Annotated in this window: 14 protein-coding genes and 1 riboswitch; of the genes, 10 read left to right on the top strand and 4 right to left on the bottom strand. The window is 63.4% G+C overall.

The window, feature by feature from the left end; translation table 11 throughout:
* The 4 genes from U1708_RS19825 to U1708_RS19810 form a co-directional block, all read left to right on the top strand.
* Nucleotides 1–354, top strand: a 354-nt coding sequence (locus U1708_RS19825; protein ID WP_332747972.1) for a MerR family DNA-binding protein, incomplete at its 5' end; no start/stop codon positions are given.
* An 80-nt stretch (nt 355–434) separates the two neighbouring features.
* Nucleotides 435–2810 carry a hybrid sensor histidine kinase/response regulator gene (locus U1708_RS19820; RefSeq protein ID WP_151989837.1) on the top strand — a complete coding sequence of 792 codons (2376 nt, stop codon included), beginning with the start codon at nt 435–437 and terminating at the stop codon, nt 2808–2810.
* Nucleotides 2811–3264: 454 nt separating this feature from the next.
* The gene (locus U1708_RS19815) at nt 3265–4023 is read left to right on the top strand and encodes a hypothetical protein (protein ID WP_159513024.1); all 759 of its coding nucleotides are present in this window, start codon (nt 3265–3267) and stop codon (nt 4021–4023) included.
* Nucleotides 4020–4667, top strand: coding sequence for an RES family NAD+ phosphorylase (locus U1708_RS19810; RefSeq protein WP_159513025.1), 648 nt, complete (start codon nt 4020–4022; stop codon nt 4665–4667). Before U1708_RS19815 ends, U1708_RS19810 begins: the two co-directional genes overlap by 4 nt.
* Before the next feature lie 507 nt (nt 4668–5174).
* On the opposite strand, the gene U1708_RS19805 is transcribed toward U1708_RS19810, so the two are convergent.
* Genes U1708_RS19805 through U1708_RS19795 form a run of 3 tightly spaced genes read right to left on the bottom strand, consistent with a single transcriptional unit; the run spans nt 5175 to nt 7473 of the window.
* Nucleotides 5175–6593 carry a YncE family protein gene (locus tag U1708_RS19805; protein WP_254687258.1) on the bottom strand — a complete coding sequence of 473 codons (1419 nt, stop codon included), beginning with the start codon at nt 6591–6593 and terminating at the stop codon, nt 5175–5177.
* Nucleotides 6590–6970, bottom strand: coding sequence for a CopM family metallochaperone (copM, locus tag U1708_RS19800; RefSeq protein ID WP_254687259.1), 381 nt, complete (start codon nt 6968–6970; stop codon nt 6590–6592). Before copM ends, U1708_RS19805 begins: the two co-directional genes overlap by 4 nt.
* 23 nt (nt 6971–6993) lie before the next feature.
* Nucleotides 6994–7473: a hypothetical protein gene (locus tag U1708_RS19795; protein ID WP_254687260.1), complete on the bottom strand. Its 480-nt coding sequence runs from the start codon at nt 7471–7473 to the stop codon at nt 6994–6996.
* 244 nt (nt 7474–7717) lie between these two features.
* On the opposite strand from U1708_RS19795, the gene U1708_RS19790 reads away from it, so the two are divergent.
* From U1708_RS19790 to U1708_RS19765, 6 genes are all read left to right on the top strand, one after another.
* A complete protein-coding gene (locus U1708_RS19790) occupies nt 7718–8887 on the top strand; it encodes a YncE family protein (RefSeq protein WP_254687261.1) in 1170 nt (389 codons plus the stop codon).
* Nucleotides 8888–8933: 46 nt separating this feature from the next.
* Nucleotides 8934–9917 carry a malate dehydrogenase gene (locus tag U1708_RS19785; RefSeq protein ID WP_254687262.1) on the top strand — a complete coding sequence of 328 codons (984 nt, stop codon included), beginning with the start codon at nt 8934–8936 and terminating at the stop codon, nt 9915–9917.
* Nucleotides 9918–10005: 88 nt separating this feature from the next.
* Complete coding sequence (locus U1708_RS19780; RefSeq protein WP_254687263.1) at nt 10006–10878, top strand: LysR family transcriptional regulator; 873 nt, start codon at nt 10006–10008, stop codon at nt 10876–10878.
* A complete protein-coding gene (locus U1708_RS19775; RefSeq protein ID WP_254687264.1) occupies nt 10875–12026 on the top strand; it encodes a TDT family transporter in 1152 nt (383 codons plus the stop codon). Before U1708_RS19780 ends, U1708_RS19775 begins: the two co-directional genes overlap by 4 nt.
* Nucleotides 12027–12132: 106 nt before the next feature.
* A complete protein-coding gene (locus tag U1708_RS19770) occupies nt 12133–13377 on the top strand; it encodes a molybdopterin-dependent oxidoreductase (protein WP_254687265.1) in 1245 nt (414 codons plus the stop codon).
* Nucleotides 13378–13389: 12 nt separating this feature from the next.
* Complete coding sequence (locus U1708_RS19765) at nt 13390–13866, top strand: hypothetical protein (protein ID WP_254687266.1); 477 nt, start codon at nt 13390–13392, stop codon at nt 13864–13866.
* Between the two features lie 10 nt (nt 13867–13876).
* Here U1708_RS19765 and U1708_RS19760 read toward each other — a convergent pair whose 3' ends face one another.
* A complete protein-coding gene (locus U1708_RS19760) occupies nt 13877–15241 on the bottom strand; it encodes a voltage-gated chloride channel family protein (protein WP_254687267.1) in 1365 nt (454 codons plus the stop codon).
* A gap of 23 nt (nt 15242–15264) precedes the next feature.
* Nucleotides 15265–15341: riboswitch (Fluoride riboswitch) on the bottom strand.
* Nucleotides 15342–15417 lie beyond the last annotated feature (76 nt).

Genomic DNA, 15417 nt, shown 5'->3' with positions numbered 1-15417 from the left:
CCGGCACCAGCCCGGTCGGCCGGTAATTACCGGACGTACGAGGGCGAGCATCTGCGGCGATTGTCCTTCATCCGTCGAGCGCGCGATCTCGGCTTCTCGATCGATCAGGTCCGGGAGCTGATGGGGCTCGCCGGTCGTCGCGAACAGTCCTGCATGGCCGTGGACGTGATCGCCCATCGGCATCGGGATGCGATTACGCGGAAAATTGCTGATCTGACGGCCCTCGCGGGCGAACTGGACGCGTTGATCGACTCCTGCAGCCGAAACACCGTGGCCGACTGCAGGATTATCGAAGCCTTGGGTCCGACCGTGGACATGCCTTTCACACAGAGCCGAGCCCACGGCCCGAACTGATGGAAGGCCCTGATTGCGTTTGGTGCCGCAATGGGCAGTGCTAGAGACCAAAAGAAGATCAGCGTGTTAAGAGTGATATAATGGATCAAACCACTAGCGCTGTTAGCGTCGAACAGCGCCTACTCGAAAGCGAAGCCCGGCTCCGGCTTCTGACCGAAGCGAGTACAGACGTCCTGTACCGGATGAGTCCGGATTGGGGCGAGATGAAGGAACTGGATGGGGGCGGTTTCCTGCCCAGCACCCCGTCATCCAACCCGAACCGTTCCTGGTTGCTGGCCTATATTCCCGAAAGCGATCAGCCGGCGGTAACCGCCGCCATCGATGAAGCGATCCGGCTCAAGAAGATATTCGATCTCGAACATCGCGTTGTGCGTGCGGATGGGACCGTCGGCTGGACGCTGTCCCGTGCCGTTCCGCTACTGAGCGCAGATGGCGAGATCATCGAGTGGTTCGGGGCAGCAAGCGACATCAGCGCTCGGCGTGAGGCTGAGGCTGCAATGCGCGAGAGCGAAGCGAAATTGCGCCAGTTCAACCAAACTCTCGAGCAGCAAATCGCCGAACGCACGGCCGAGCGCGACCGCCTTTGGGAAGCATCGCCCGATCTTCTCGTGGTCATAGACTTCGACGGGGTCTTCCAGCGTGTAAATCCAGCCTGGACCACGGTCCTCGGCTATGCGCCTGACGAACTCGTCGGGCATCACGTCAACGAGTTCGTCGTTCCGGACGATCACGGCAAGACGGTCGACGCCTATGAAACGGCTGCAGCCGGCAATCAGCCACGGATCGAGAACCGCTACCGTCACAAGGATGGCTCGACCCGTACTATCTCATGGGTTGCCGCTCCGGCCGGCGGCATCGCCTATGCAACGGGTCGCGATGTCACCGCTGAGCGGGAGATGGAGGCAAGGCTGCACGACGAGCAGGACTTTGCGCGCCTCGCCCTCTCAGCCGTTGGTGGCGTCGGCGTGTGGACCTACGATGTCGCGTCCGACTGCTTCTTCTGCGACGCGGCGATCTCGGCCCTGTACGCGCTCGATCCGGAGCGGGCCGCAGCGGGCCTGCCGCGCGAAGAGTTTCTGGCCAACGTCCATTCGCAGGACCGCTCGTCGCTGCAGAAAACGATGGATGGCGGGCTGCAACGATCAGGCGATCTGGAACTTGAGTATCGTCTGGTTCACCCCGACGGGTCGATCCACTGGGTGCTGTCGCGTGGACACACCTACTTCGACGAGAGCGGCAAGCCTGTCCGGCGAACCGGCGTCGGTGTCGATATGACCGGGCAGCGGCAACTCGAAGATCAGCTACGCCAGGCGCAGAAGATGGAGGCGGTCGGCCAGCTCACCGGAGGGCTGGCGCATGACTTCAACAACCTCCTGACGGGCATGATGGGCAATCTGGAACTGCTCCAGATGCGTCTGGAGCGAGGCAAGCTCGACGATGCCGAGCGCTTCATTCACGCAGCGCAGGGAGCTGGGCGGCGCGCAGCTTCCCTGACTCAGCGTCTGCTCGCCTTCTCACGGCGGCAGACGCTCGATCCAAGGCCAACCGACGTCAACCGTCTCATCGCCGGGGTCGAGGACCTGCTGCGCAGAACGGTGGGGCCGACCACGGATATCGAGGTTGTGGGAGCGGCGGGGTTGTGGCCCGCCATGATCGACGCGACGCAGCTCGAGAGCGCGATTCTCAACCTATGCATCAACGCGCGCGATGCCATGCCCGATGGCGGTCGGATCACGATCGAGACCGCGAACAAGTGGCTCGACGACCGGGCGGCCCGTGCGCGCGACCTGTCGGCAGGGCAATATCTGTCGATCTGCGTCACGGATAGCGGCACGGGCATGTCGCCAGCGACAATCGAGCGCGCCTTCGAGCCCTTCTACACGACCAAGCCGATCGGAAAGGGGACCGGGCTCGGGCTGTCGATGATCTACGGCTTCGCTCGTCAGTCGGGTGGCCAGGTAAGAATCTACTCAGAGCTGGGGCATGGGACCACGATCTGCATCTATCTCCCCCGCTATGCCGGCGATGCCCTGCTGGGCGAGGAGGAGGAGGCGATCGCTACCGCCGCAACGGCCAGCGGTCAGACGATCCTGGTGGTCGACGACGAAGCCACGATCCGGCATCTCATCGACGAGGTGCTCGACGAGCGGGGCTACACCGTGATCGGCGCGGCAGATGGTGCATCGGGCATCAAGGTGCTGCAATCGGGCGCGAAGATCGAACTGCTGATCACCGATGTCGGCTTGCCGAACGGCATGAACGGGCGCCAGGTCGCGGACGCCGCACGCTCTCTCCGCCCCGACCTGAAGGTGCTTTTCATCACTGGCTATGCGGAGAACGCTGCGGTCGGCAACGGCCACCTCGAACCCGGTATGGAGCTGCTGACCAAGCCCTTCACGATGCAAGGGCTCGCGGCCAAGGTCGCGGAGATGATGAACGTCGGTGGCACCTCATGACGGAGTTCGGTCGACGCTCTCATGCGGCAGCGGTCAAACCAAAGATTTCTCGGGCCGCATTGGAAGCCAGAGCTTGTCTCAAAAGTATGTCTCAAAACCTATCATTAATCGGGTAGAGATGCGTTCGGAAACTGAGGAGCTATCGGTCACGCCCACTCATGCCGCGCCACGCCGACGACCTCCTGCTCCGTTCGACCGCTCGATGCTTCGGACGGAAATCGCCGCTGGGTGTCGCCCGGGCGAAGGTTTCAACATGTCAGGAGAACCGACGAAACCCTCCCTGCCCGGCCGCATTCTTTTTTCCAGGAAGGGCAGTTACTGGAATAAACATCGGCAGTGGCGTGCGTGGTTAGATCGCTTATGTGTTAGCATGACTAAGCGCCATTGCCTCCGTGGGGTGGCAATTTTGGTTAGTTCGGTTATATGTTAGCGAGACTAACCACAGGAGCTGTCCATGGCGACCCTCGCCACCGCTGTCGATCCGAGCGCCTTCGCCAATCTGGTGTTCGCCAGCCTGGTCGAGACCGCGCGCGCCAAGCCGGCCAAGCGGCGCGGGGCTCCGCGTTCCGAAGCCGCCAGCGACACCTTATATATAGCGCCTACTGTTGAGGGCTTCTCCGAACAGTATCGAACCGCCGTCGATCACGCGATCGAGCAGCTGACCGCCACGGGCATCGCAGCCGACCCGGATCGACAGGCACTCTACGCAATCGTCGACAAGCTGTTGCCGGATGTCCGCGCGCGGCATCTCGAGCGCAAGATCGAGCAGCTCCTCGACGTCCTGGCCGATACCCATGATCCGATGGCCGAGTTCCATACCGCAGTCGCGGCTGACAACACCGCCATCCGCCAGCGCTTCATGCACGAGGTCGAGACGCTGACCTCGGCCGAGGTCGCGGCGCGCGCCGGGCATGAAGCCAAGAACCGCCACCAGACCGCCGCGCGCTGGAAAGCGCAGCGCCGCGTCTTCGCGGTCCCCTACCAGGGACAGGACCGCTTCCCGACCTTCCAGTTCGACGCCGACGGCAAGCCGCTTCCCCTCATCAAGAGGATTTTGGAGGTCCTGCCGACGAGCCGGTCACCATGGCAAACCGCCTTCTGGTTCGTGTCGACCAACTCGTGGCTGGGTGGACCCGCTCCGAGGGAACTCCTCGACGATGAAGCGGCCGTCCTCGACGCCGCGGCGCATGAGAGCGACGAGATCGGCGGGTGACAGCGCTGGCGCCGACCGGCATTGTCCCCAAACCGCCGACCGCCTTTGCGACCCACGTCACCGATCTGCCCGTAGGCGCCGTTCTCTGGCGCATTCACGCCGAAAAGCTTGCCGGCGATGCGTTCAATCCGGGCTTTGGCTCCTCGCGATTCGCGCCGATCGGCCCCGTGCGCAAACGCGTGCCGACCGCCTATGCCGCGGATGGATTTGAGGCCGCGGTCTACGAGACGATCTTCCATGATCTCGATCCTGCTCAGTCCTTCAAGACGTTTCCGCTTAGCAAGCTCGCGGATGTGCGCTGCTCGGTGCTGCGGGTCGCCAGCCCGCTGGCGCTGCGCTCTTTCCTCGCGCCGGACCTGATGAAACTCGGCATTGCTCGCAATCAGTTGATCGACACACCCGCGAGCGAGTTCTCGGATACGCGGCGCTGGTCCGCGGCGCTGCACCGCAAGGACGCCGCCACGCACGGGATGGTCTGGGAGTCTCGCGCCTATCCCTCGTCGCTGGCGGTGATGTTCTTCGGCGATCGCGTGCCGCCCGGAGCGCTCAGCGTAGTCAGCGCCGTCCGGGTTGATGCCGACCCAAGCCTTGCCGCGCGGTTCAAGGCACTGGCGGATCGATCGGGCGTATCGCTGATCGTATGATCGACCCAATTCCCGCCATTCCTGGCGCCTATTGGCCTCCCCAACTTCCGACGTTCATTCAGCTTTGCGGATCGTCGCGCATCGCTGCCGGAATGGCGAGACCTGGGACGAAGCAGTCGTTCGGGCAATCGGCCGGGAATGTCGGGTTTCGGATGAATCGGCCATTCGCGGGGCTTCCGAGATTTGCTCGGCATCGAGCCAGCCTGCACGGTAGTGACTCCGCGGGGCGTCGATCTCACGCCAAAATAACAGCCGCGGCTCCCCTGACGAAAAACCCCGCCTCCGAGGTTGTCGCGCACTTTCTCAATCCGACAGGGTATCTCGCACAATAGTGCGAACCTAGAGCACGTGCGCCACCGCCCCACGCCGCAATTCTCCAGAATTTGCGGTGCTCTGCGTCGCCTATCATGTGTTTTCCGACAGTCTCAAGACGCTGCGGCAACCTATACCGGCGTCATGACCAAGATACTGGATACGGACAGGAGATCGCAGGGTTCACCTGAACCCTCATTTCTGCACCTGAACGACAGCGCCCGGCATCATCGGGTCGCCTGACGCAATGACGAGGTACCGGCGCATGTCGCCCTTCGCGTCGCTGACGATCTGGCGGAGCGGTCCGAGCGTGTTGACGAGCGCGCCGCCCGCCGGATTGGTCATGAACTTTGCCAGAGGCTGGATCACGCCGCCACCATCAGCGCGGGAAGATAGCCCAAGGACATAGGGCATCTTTGGGCTGAGGCCCGCAACCGCCGCCTGCAGGATCTGGACCTGGCCCTGATCGAACAACGTGACCTGGCTGCGGCCAGTCCCGGCGAGGGTCAGCTGGATCTTCATGCCGGCCTGTGCGAGCGGTATCAGGTTTGCACGGCCTTCGCCTACTGGCACCGCGCCAGGAACATAGGCCACGCCTTGCGGCCCCTGACCGATCGGAATCGTCGCGATGACGGTGTTGCTGGCGGTGTCGATCGCCGCAACAGCGTCGGCGTTCTCCAGCCCGACATACATCCGCGTGCCGTCGCCCGACGGCCACAAGCCGTGCGGCAGCGCGCCGACCGGAATGCTTGCGACCTGCACGAAGTCGGTGGTGCGGAATACCTTGACGACGTTCTCGGTGCCGACCGTCACATAGGCGAACTGGCCGGTCTTAGTGCGGGCGATGTTGACGTGGTTGGTGATCGCGCCGGTGTCGAACGTCTTCAGGATCGCGAACGGTGGCTTGGCATCGAACACCATGACCTTGCCGACGTCCTTCAGCGTCAACCAGACCTGCTTGCCGTCGGGCGTCGCGGCGATGTCGGGGCAGAACGGGCTCGCCTGCTTGACGCGACCGACGATCTTCTTCGAGGCGGTGTCGATCACCACGGTCTCTGGTGTGAAGCTCGAACAGACGTAACCGTATTTTCCGTTCGGCGAGAAAATCGTCATGCCGGGGCCGTTGGGGACGGGGATGCGCGTGGTCGGCGCGAAGGTCTTGCCGTCGAGCACCTGGATATAATCCTCGCCGCGCACCGCGACCCAGACTTCGCGACCGTCGGGGCGGAAAAACGCCTCATGCGGCGAGCGCCCGACATAGGTCGTGTGCTTCACGGCATTGGTCGCGGTATCGATGAACGTCACCGAGTTCGAACCGATCGAGATCGCCGCCAGCGTCTTACGATCGGGCGAGAAGCCCATGCCGTGGACAAGCAGCTGCCCCTTGTAGAGCGGGCTGAGGTTGGCGGGGGTCTGGTCGCCGAGCTTGATGACGCCGAGCAGCGTATTGGTTGACGGGTCGATCACCGACACGGTGTTGGAGAACTGGTCCGACGTGTAGAACCGGTCCTGCGCGCTGACAGGGATGTCGGGGGTCGCATTGGGCACTTGCTGGGCAAACGCAGGGCCTGAAAAGCACAAGGCGGCGCAGGCGGTTAGGGTGAAACGCTTCATGGACGGTCTCCGTGATGGGGGTGACCAGTCGCGGTCGGTTCGGTGTGACGTGGCAACGCGCCGCCTTCGGATATGATGCCCTGCATCACCGCGATTTCCTGACGCTGTTCGACGATGATCCCTTGCGCAAGCCGGCGCAGGCGTTCGTCCTTGCCGTAACGCAGCTCGATCTCAGCCATGTCGATCGCGCCTTGATGATGCGGGATCATCATCCTTGCGAAGTCGCGATCGGGATCGTTTGAATAGCCGGTCATCATCGCGCCGTGCATCCGCGTCATCGCCGCATCCATCGCGGACGCGAAGCCGTCCGTATGCGCGATAGCAGCGGTCGATACGGACAAGCCTATCGCCATCAGCAAGGTCGTGCGTGATCTCATCGTCCTGTCCCTAGTTTTCCTGTTTACGACACGCGAGCGATGATGCCGATAATCGTTGCTAGCACGGCCATGCAGGCCGGGAGAAAGAGCATCTGTATAGCCGCTTCGCGCCCTGTGATCGTGCCCGTCAGGATATCGACCGGGCCCTTGATGAACTCCGAGAACGAACGGAGGGGTTCGCCGGGGGCGGGAGTATCGCTGAGTACGATGCCGCCAGCAATCAGACCGAAATACAGGATCATGAAGACCGACACGACCGTCAGGACGAGCGCCGTAGCTGCATCACGTGCGAAGAAGGTCCAGAAAGTCAGCAACATTGCTGCATACACGCCGACGAGCAAGCCCAACGTGGCAGGATGGACGCCGCGCGATGCGATGCCTGGAGCCGTCCTTTCCAGCTCGTCATAATTGCCTGCATCCGGCACGATTGCGAGATGTCGACGTACAGGCTTAGCTGCAACGAGTGTCTCGGTAGCGAGATCGTAGATCGGCTGTGTTGCCATGAGGAAGTCTCCGCGCGTCTCGATGAATGCCGAGCGTGACAGGATAGATGATTGCGGCGGGGCGGTCGGTCCAACGCATAACCACGGTCATTCCAATCATTTAACAAGAACGGTTGCAGACCTATGATCGCGTTTTCGTATTGAAATCATCGCGACCATGCGTTGGACGCGAGGGACATATCGGTCGATCTAGCGGCATCGGATCGGCACGATCACCCGCCGGGTCCGTGATAAGGATCAAACGATGAAAGCTGCGATCGTTCTGGTTGCCGCGATGTTGGCCTCCGTAGCGCCAGTCCCGGCAATCGCTCAGGCCTATTGGGCTGCACCTGCGGCGGACGACTTTGCCTACGATATCAAGGCGGTTCAGGCACCGTGGTCGAAGGCTGATATCGACCTCAGCCATCATGACCGGATCTATGTGTCTGACCCTACATCGACGAAGATCGTTGTCATCGATCCTGCAGCGGGCAACGAACTGGGACGGATCGACCTCGCCAAAAGCGCGATAGCTGAGCCCAGCTTTTCCAGCCTCAAAGTCCAGCACCTGGCTGCAACGCGTGACGGGCGGACCCTGGCGGTATCGGCATTAGCGCAGCACAGTGTGACGCTCGTAGATCTGGCCACGAACACGGAACGAGGCCGGACCGTGTTCCAGACGTCGCCTACTGCCGTCGCGTTTACGCCCAATGGGCACGAACTCTGGGTTTCGCTCGGCGATGAACATGCCATCGCGGTCGTGGATCCTAAGACCGCGCGGGAGATCACCCGCGTACCAGCAAGTGGCGGAGCGGGCGCGACCATCCTGTCGCCAAACGGACGCTATGCCTTTGTATCGCTTACTGAAAGGCCGTCCATCCTGGTTGTCGACGTCGAGCATCGGCGCGTCGTCGGACACGTTGCCAGCAACGGTGCAGGTGCGGGAGCAATCGCGGTCTCGCCAGATGGCAAACAGATCTGGGCAACACGCCGCGAGAGCGGCACGACCACGGTCTTTGCTGCCAAACCGCCGTTTGCGGTACGCGAAGTGATAAACACTGGTCCAGCAACGGGCGCGGTCAACTTCGCCCAGCGCGCAGACGATTCCTTTGCCTATGTCAGCGTTGGCGGCGATCAACCTGCAATCAAGGTCTATAGAACCGACAGCCTGGAGGCTGTGGCAACCGTCCCGCTACAAGCGGCTCCGAGTGCGGTTTGGCCGTCGGGCGATGGTACGAGGATCTATGCCAGCCTGGCCGGAACCAACAAGGTCGCTGGGATCGACACGCTGACGTACACCACCGTGTCGACGATCCCGATCAGTACGGATGCGCAAAGCCTGATCTACGTTCCTGGTGCCGTAAGATCAGGAAAAGGTCGCGCCAATCTGGTGCCATCCGGGCGCGATGCGGCGCTTGCCCTGGCGGCGCGTTGATCAGTCTCACACCGTCTGTAATCTTCCAACGAAAGCCCTTTCCAAAATGACCAAGCCCCCCGTCAGGATCGCGATCAGCGGTGCCGCAGGACAAATTTGCTATTCGCTGCTCTTCCGGGTCGCGCAGGGTGACGTGTTCGGACCGGAGCAGCCCGTTATCCTTCAACTGCTCGACGTGCCGCAGGCGCTGGACGCAGTACGCGGAGTGGTCATGGAACTGGAGGATTGCGCGTTTCCGCTGCTGGCAGATGTGATCATTACTGATGATCCGATGGTGGCTTTCAAGGACATCGATGCGGCCATGCTAGTCGGGTCTCGTCCCCGCTCAAAGGGCATGGAGCGCCGTGATTTGCTCGCTGCCAACGCAGCGATCTTCAAGACGCAGGGCGTAGCGCTGGACGCAGTGGCCAAACGCGACGCCAAGATCCTGGTCGTCGGCAATCCCGCCAATACAAATGCCTGGATCCTTGCGCAAAGCGCACCGGGTTTCCCTGCCGAAAACATCACGTCGATGATCCGCCTTGATCACAACCGCGCGCAGGGACAGCTTGCCGCCAAGGCGGGTGTCGGTGTCGATGCGATTACAAAGCTCGTCGTCTGGGGAAACCATTCGCCGACGATGTTTGCCGACTGGGGGAATGCCGAACTCGACGGCCAAAAGCTCGCCGACCGTATCGGAGACGAGCCTTGGTACCGCGAAGCGTTGATCCCCACCGTTGCGCAGCGCGGAACCGCGATCATCGAAGCACGGGGTGCGTCCTCGGCCGCGTCGGCCGCAAATGCAGCGATCGACCATCTGCGCGACTGGGTGCACGGGGCAGGCGATAATTGGGTGTCGATGGGCGTGGTGTCAGATGGCTCCTACGGTATCCCGCAAGGGCTGGTGTGCGGCGTGCCGGTGCACTGCGAGCGCGGTGGCTATGCGCGTATCGAGGGGCTAACCCTCGATCCATTCCAGCGAACGATGCTCGATCGCACGATTGCCGAACTGGTCGATGAACGTGAGGCGGTCATCGATATTCTGAAATGACCAATCGGCATACCTGATTGGAACGACCATAATCTTTGGTTGGTGCGATTGATCTCCTTTCCCTATCATTAGGGCAAGGAGATCGGGCATGACCCTCGAACAACTCAGGATTTTCGTCGGTGTCGCGGAGCGCGAGCACATGACGCGCGCTGCCGAAGCGCTCAATGTGACGCAGTCGGCCGCAAGCGCTGCCATCGCCGCGCTGGAAGCCCGCCACGGCGTGCCGCTATTCCACCGGGTCGGCCGCGGGATCGAACTGTCCGAAGCGGGCCGCATGTTCCTGGTCGACGCACGCGCAGTGCTTGGCCGTGCCGCCAGCGCGGAACTTGCACTGGCCGAATATGCAGGACTGGAGCGCGGCACTCTGCGGCTAGTCGCAAGCCAGACGATCGCGGGCTATTGGCTGCCCCGCCAGCTGGCCGCGTTCCATGCGCGCTACCCCGCGATCTCAATCGAACTGGCGATCGACAACACGGAAGGGGCCGCGGCGCGCGTGCTCGACGGTGCGGTCGAGCTCGGCTTCGTCGAGGGTGTGATCGACGAGCCCGCGCTCGCGCATTGGACGGTCGCGAACGACCGCATGGTGCTGGTTAGCAACCGCGCTGCCGACACGATTGACGAGGACTGGATCCGCGCCGCGCGCTGGATCGTCCGCGAGCAGGGATCGGGCACGCGCTCGTCGTTCGAGGAGGTGTTGCGCCAGCGCGGCGTCGATCCGTCGGACCTCACCACCGCGCTGACCCTGCCGTCGAACGAGGCGGTGCGTAGCGCGGTCGAGGCCGGCGCAGGCGTCGCGGTCCTGTCGCAGCATGTCGTCGCACCTGCAATCGCGGCCGGAACGTTGCACGATCTGCCGCTCGGTCTGCCGCGGCGTCCGTTCTACGCGCTGCGGCATAAAGAGCGCTATCGTACCCGGGCGGCCGACGCGCTGACCGATCTCATCAAGGAGACTGGCAAGTGACCGCCGATCTGAAACCCGTTCTTGATGGCCTGAAGCCGCTCAGCCGGCTCGACTCACCGCGCGAGATGATCCGGCAGTTCACCCCCAACTGGTTCGCCGCGACCATGGGCACCGGTATCCTGGCGCTCGCCCTGCCGCAGGTGCCGGGCGTAGGCACGTCGCTGCACCCGGTCGGCGAGGTGTTGTGGTATTTCAACATCGCGCTCTTCACGCTGTTCGCCGGGCTCTACACCGCGCGCTGGACGATTTTCGGGCACGAGGCGCGGCGGATCTTCGGGCACAACACCGTATCGATGTTCATCGGTACGATCCCGATGGGCCTCGCGACGATCATCAACGGGTTCCTGGCGTTCGGCCTGCCGCGGTTCGGCGCCGGCGTGATCCCGATCGCCGAGACATTGTGGTGGATCGACGTCGCGATGTCGCTCGCCTGCGGTGTAGCGATCCCGTATCTGATGTTCACACGGCACCAGCACAGTCTCGATGCGATGACCGCAGTCTGGCTGCTGCCGGTGGTCGCAGCCGAGGTCGCAGGCGCGAGCGGAGGCCTGCTCGCACCGCATCTGGCGGACGCCCATCATCAGTTCGTGGTGCTGGCGACCTCCTATGTCCTGTGGGCCTATTCGGTGCCGGTCGCGTTCGGCATTCTCGCGATCCTGATCCTGCGGATGGCGCTCCACAAGCTGCCGCACGAGAGCATGGCCGCCTCGAGCTGGCTCGCGCTCGGTCCGATCGGCACCGGCGCGCTCGGGATGCTGGTGCTCGGTAGCGACGCGCCCGCGATCCTCGCCGCCAACGGGCTTGGCTCGATCGGCGCAGTGGCGCAAGGAATCGGCACGATCGCCGGGCTGTTGCTCTGGGGCTTCGGCCTGTGGTGGCTGGCGCTCGCGACGCTGATCACGATCCGCTACTGGCGCGCGGGTATCCCGTTCAACCTCGGCTGGTGGGGCTACACCTTCCCGCTCGGCGTCTACACGGTCGCCACCTTCAAGCTCGGCACGACGCTCCAGCTCGGCTTTTTCGGGATCGTCGGCACCGTCCTCACGGTGGCGCTCGCAGCGATGTGGCTACTGGTCGGGGCCAAGACGGTCGCAGGTGGCTGGCGCGGCAACCTGTTCGTGTCGCCCTGCATCGCCCAAGCCAATTAAAGGGCCGAACTGATCGTCCTGCCGGATCGAACCGGCGCATCTGATCGACCCGTACCGGGCAGACCGGCGGACAGGTCGCGCATACAGATCATGAGATAACGGGAGAATGCTGGTGGACAGCCTGGATACGAAACTGGCGCAGGCGACGAACCGCCGTCGCTTTCTTGCAGAGGCCGCGATCGGCAGCGGCGCGCTGATCGCCGCACCCGCGCTGGCGCAGAGCATGGTCGACCTGCATCTGCCGGGTGGCCCATCGGAACGGCCGATGACCAGTGCGTTCCCCGGCAAGGGCAGCATGATCCTCCAGCGGATCCACCCGCCGCTGCTGGAAACGCCGATGAGCGTGTTCAATGGCGACGTCTTCACGCCGAACGACCAGTTCTTCGTCCGCTGGCACTGGGCCGACATCCCGACCGCGATCGATGTCGAGGCATTCCGGATCAAGGTGCACGGCGCGGTCACGCGGCCGCTGTCGATCTCGCTCGCGCAACTGCTGAAGCTGCCGCGCGTCGAGCTGGCGGCGATCAACCAATGCTCGGGTAATTCGCGTGCGCTGTTCCAGCCGCCCGTCGCGGGCGCGCAGTGGCGTCACGGGGCGATGGGCAACGCCAAATGGCTCGGCGTTCGCTTACGCGACGTGCTCGACATCGCCGGCGTGAAGCCGGGCGCGGTCGCGGTACGGTTCGGTGCGCTCGACCAGCCGGTGGTCACGGGCGCACCGGATTTCGCCAAGTCGCTGTCGATCGACCACGCACGCGACGGCGAAGTGATGCTGGCGTTCGGAATGAACGGCGAGCAGATGCCGCTCCTCAATGGCTTCCCGGTCCGGCTGATCGTACCCGGCTGGTATTCGACCTATTGGGTCAAGATGCTGAACGACATCGAGGTGCTCGCCGCACCCGACGACGGTTACTGGATGGCCAAGGCTTACAAAATCCCTGACACTCCAGGCGCGAACGTGCGGCCGGGCCAGAAGGATTTCCCGGCCGTTCCGATCAACAAGATGATCCCGCGCAGTTGGGTCACGAGCCTCGACGAAGGGCAGGCGATCGCGTTCGACCGCTCGATCCCGCTGGGCGGCATTGCGATGGGGGGCGATTGCGGCGTCGCCAAGGTCGATGTGTCGACCGACAACGGCAAGACCTGGTACAAGACGACGCTCGGCCCCGATCACGGCAAATACAGTTTCCGCCGCTGGGATGCGCAGGTTCCGCTCACCCATGCGGGCCCGACCAGGCTGATGTCGCGCTGCTGGAACACCGCCGGCCTCGCGCAGCCGATGATGCCGATCTGGAACCCGGGCGGTTTCATGCGCGGCAACATCGAAACCACCAACATCGTCGTCGGCTGAGGAGCAACGCCTGTGAAAACGCCTTCCATCGGCACGCTGTCGTTCGGGTTCGTCGGCGCGACCGTCGTTCTGCTGCTTGCGATCGGTTCCCCGAACAGCCGTGTCGCCCCGACGCCTGCCGCCCCGACCGCGCCACCACCGCCTAGCGTCTCGGCCCGCGGTTTCTCACTGGCGTCCACCTCGATCGATCTCCCGACCGACGAAGGTCAATATCCCGCCGGCCCGCATGCCGACGTCATCAATGCCAACTGCACGTCGTGTCATTCGGCGAGCATGGCGCTCAACCAGCCACCACTCTCCGCCGACCAGTGGACCGCGGAGGTCACCAAGATGCGGGAGGTCTACAAGGCGCCCGTCGCCGCAGCCGATGTGCCGGCGATCGTTGCCTATCTGACCGCCATGAGCACAAAGCAGCCGGGCGCCGCGAAGGGCAAGGCACAGGACCCCGATCCGAAGGCTGCGCCCGACGTATCGGGGGGATCAGGCTAGGCCCATCAACTCACGGCACGCGGTTCTGCGCGCGAAGTGCTGTGCAGCGTGTACGTGTCTCGCGCAGTGTTGCATTGGGGGCAAGGCCGTTCGCGGGCACCTTGGGTATCGCAACGCGCTGCGACAGGTAGATGCCGTTGTGGCCCGAGCAGAGATAGGCCACGAAACAGGCGACGGCGATCGGCACCGCATAGCCGGCGCCGAACAGTTCGATTCCCATGAAGGTGCAGGCGAGCGGGGTATTGGCGGCCCCGGCAAAGACCGCGACAAAGCCGATCGCGGCGAACAGGCCCGTCGGCACGCCCAAGAAAGGCGCCAGCGCGTTACCGAGCGCTGCGCCGATGAAGAACAACGGCGTGACTTCACCGCCTTTGAAACCCGCGCCGAGCGTAACGACGGTAAACAGGAGCTTGATCGCCCAACTCCACGGATGCGTGTCCGGTCCGAAGAAGCTGGCGATGGTAAGGCTGTCGGGCCTCGCTGCCAGGACACCCAGGCCCAGATAGTCGCGCGTGCCGAACAAGAAGACGAGCGCGATAACGAAGACCCCGCCGATCACTGGACGTAGCGGACCATAGGGAACAATCCGCTTGAGCCATCCCCCGACCAGGTGGTTGGCTTCGGCGAAGGCCAGACCAACCAGTCCGAATATGATCCCCGCAACACCTGCCTTCGTCACGAGCAGCGCATCGACCGGTATCGACGCGCCGATCGGGTAGACACCGTGATGGATACCCCAGGCGAGGCACGTCCAATCTCCGACCAGCGCCGCAACGAGGCAAGGCACTAGCGCGGAGTATTCGACGCGGCCGATCGCCAGCACTTCGAGCGCGAAGACCGCGCCTGCGATCGGCGTGCCGAAGACCGCGCCGAACCCGGCTGCGATACCCGTCATCAACAGGATGCGCGTGCCGCCCGCATCGAGGCGGAGCGCGCGGCCGAAACCGCTGGCAAGGCTTCCGCCCAATTGGACGGCGGTGCCCTCACGTCCGGCCGAGCCACCGAAAAGATGCGTCACCACTGTGCCGAAGAAGATGAGCGGCGCCATCCGCAGAGGCACCCCGCCACCAGGCTCGTGGATCTGCTCCACGATCAGGTTGTTGCCGCCCTCCACCGAGCGCCCGATGAGATGGTACAGTAATCCGACAACGAACCCGCCCACCGGCAGCAGATAGAGCAGCCAAGGCGACGCAAACCGCAGTCGCGTAACGGTATCGAGACTCAGCAGGAACGCCGCACATAGCGTCCCGACGAGTGCCGCCATGGGCAGCAAGATCAGCGCCCAGCGCAGGACAGAGATCGCATGGTCGTGACGATCGCGCATGAATGCCGCGACGTTCAGCGTGCCGACGAGATTGCGAAAGGTAGCGCGCACAATTCCTCCTTGCTGCCTGAAGGCGCCAAGTAGGAATCATCAGCTCTTATCAGAGCGGTTCGGCCAAATTGCCCGGCAGAAATCCATTGCCAAAGTCGATCTATGAGACGTTTGCCCCAACCGTCAATGGGCATGTTGGTCGGGCAAATGCTCGGACCGGGCAGTCGGCAGCGTCT

Source organism: Sphingomonas arabinosi, assembly GCF_036663715.1.
Lineage (GTDB): Bacteria > Pseudomonadota > Alphaproteobacteria > Sphingomonadales > Sphingomonadaceae > Sphingomonas.
Note: the sequence above shows the minus strand (reverse complement) of the source record. Positions and strands in the feature narration are given on the sequence as shown.

Coding starts and splice junctions, on each gene's coding strand:
- U1708_RS19820 (WP_151989837.1), top strand. CDS start 435: ATGGATCAAACCACTAGCGCTGTTAGCGTCGAACAGCGCCTACTCGAA.
- U1708_RS19815 (WP_159513024.1), top strand. CDS start 3,265: ATGGCGACCCTCGCCACCGCTGTCGATCCGAGCGCCTTCGCCAATCTG.
- U1708_RS19805 (WP_254687258.1), bottom strand. CDS start 6,593: ATGAAGCGTTTCACCCTAACCGCCTGCGCCGCCTTGTGCTTTTCAGGC.
- copM (WP_254687259.1), bottom strand. CDS start 6,970: ATGAGATCACGCACGACCTTGCTGATGGCGATAGGCTTGTCCGTATCG.
- U1708_RS19795 (WP_254687260.1), bottom strand. CDS start 7,473: ATGGCAACACAGCCGATCTACGATCTCGCTACCGAGACACTCGTTGCA.
- U1708_RS19790 (WP_254687261.1), top strand. CDS start 7,718: ATGAAAGCTGCGATCGTTCTGGTTGCCGCGATGTTGGCCTCCGTAGCG.
- U1708_RS19785 (WP_254687262.1), top strand. CDS start 8,934: ATGACCAAGCCCCCCGTCAGGATCGCGATCAGCGGTGCCGCAGGACAA.
- U1708_RS19780 (WP_254687263.1), top strand. CDS start 10,006: ATGACCCTCGAACAACTCAGGATTTTCGTCGGTGTCGCGGAGCGCGAG.
- U1708_RS19770 (WP_254687265.1), top strand. CDS start 12,133: ATGCTGGTGGACAGCCTGGATACGAAACTGGCGCAGGCGACGAACCGC.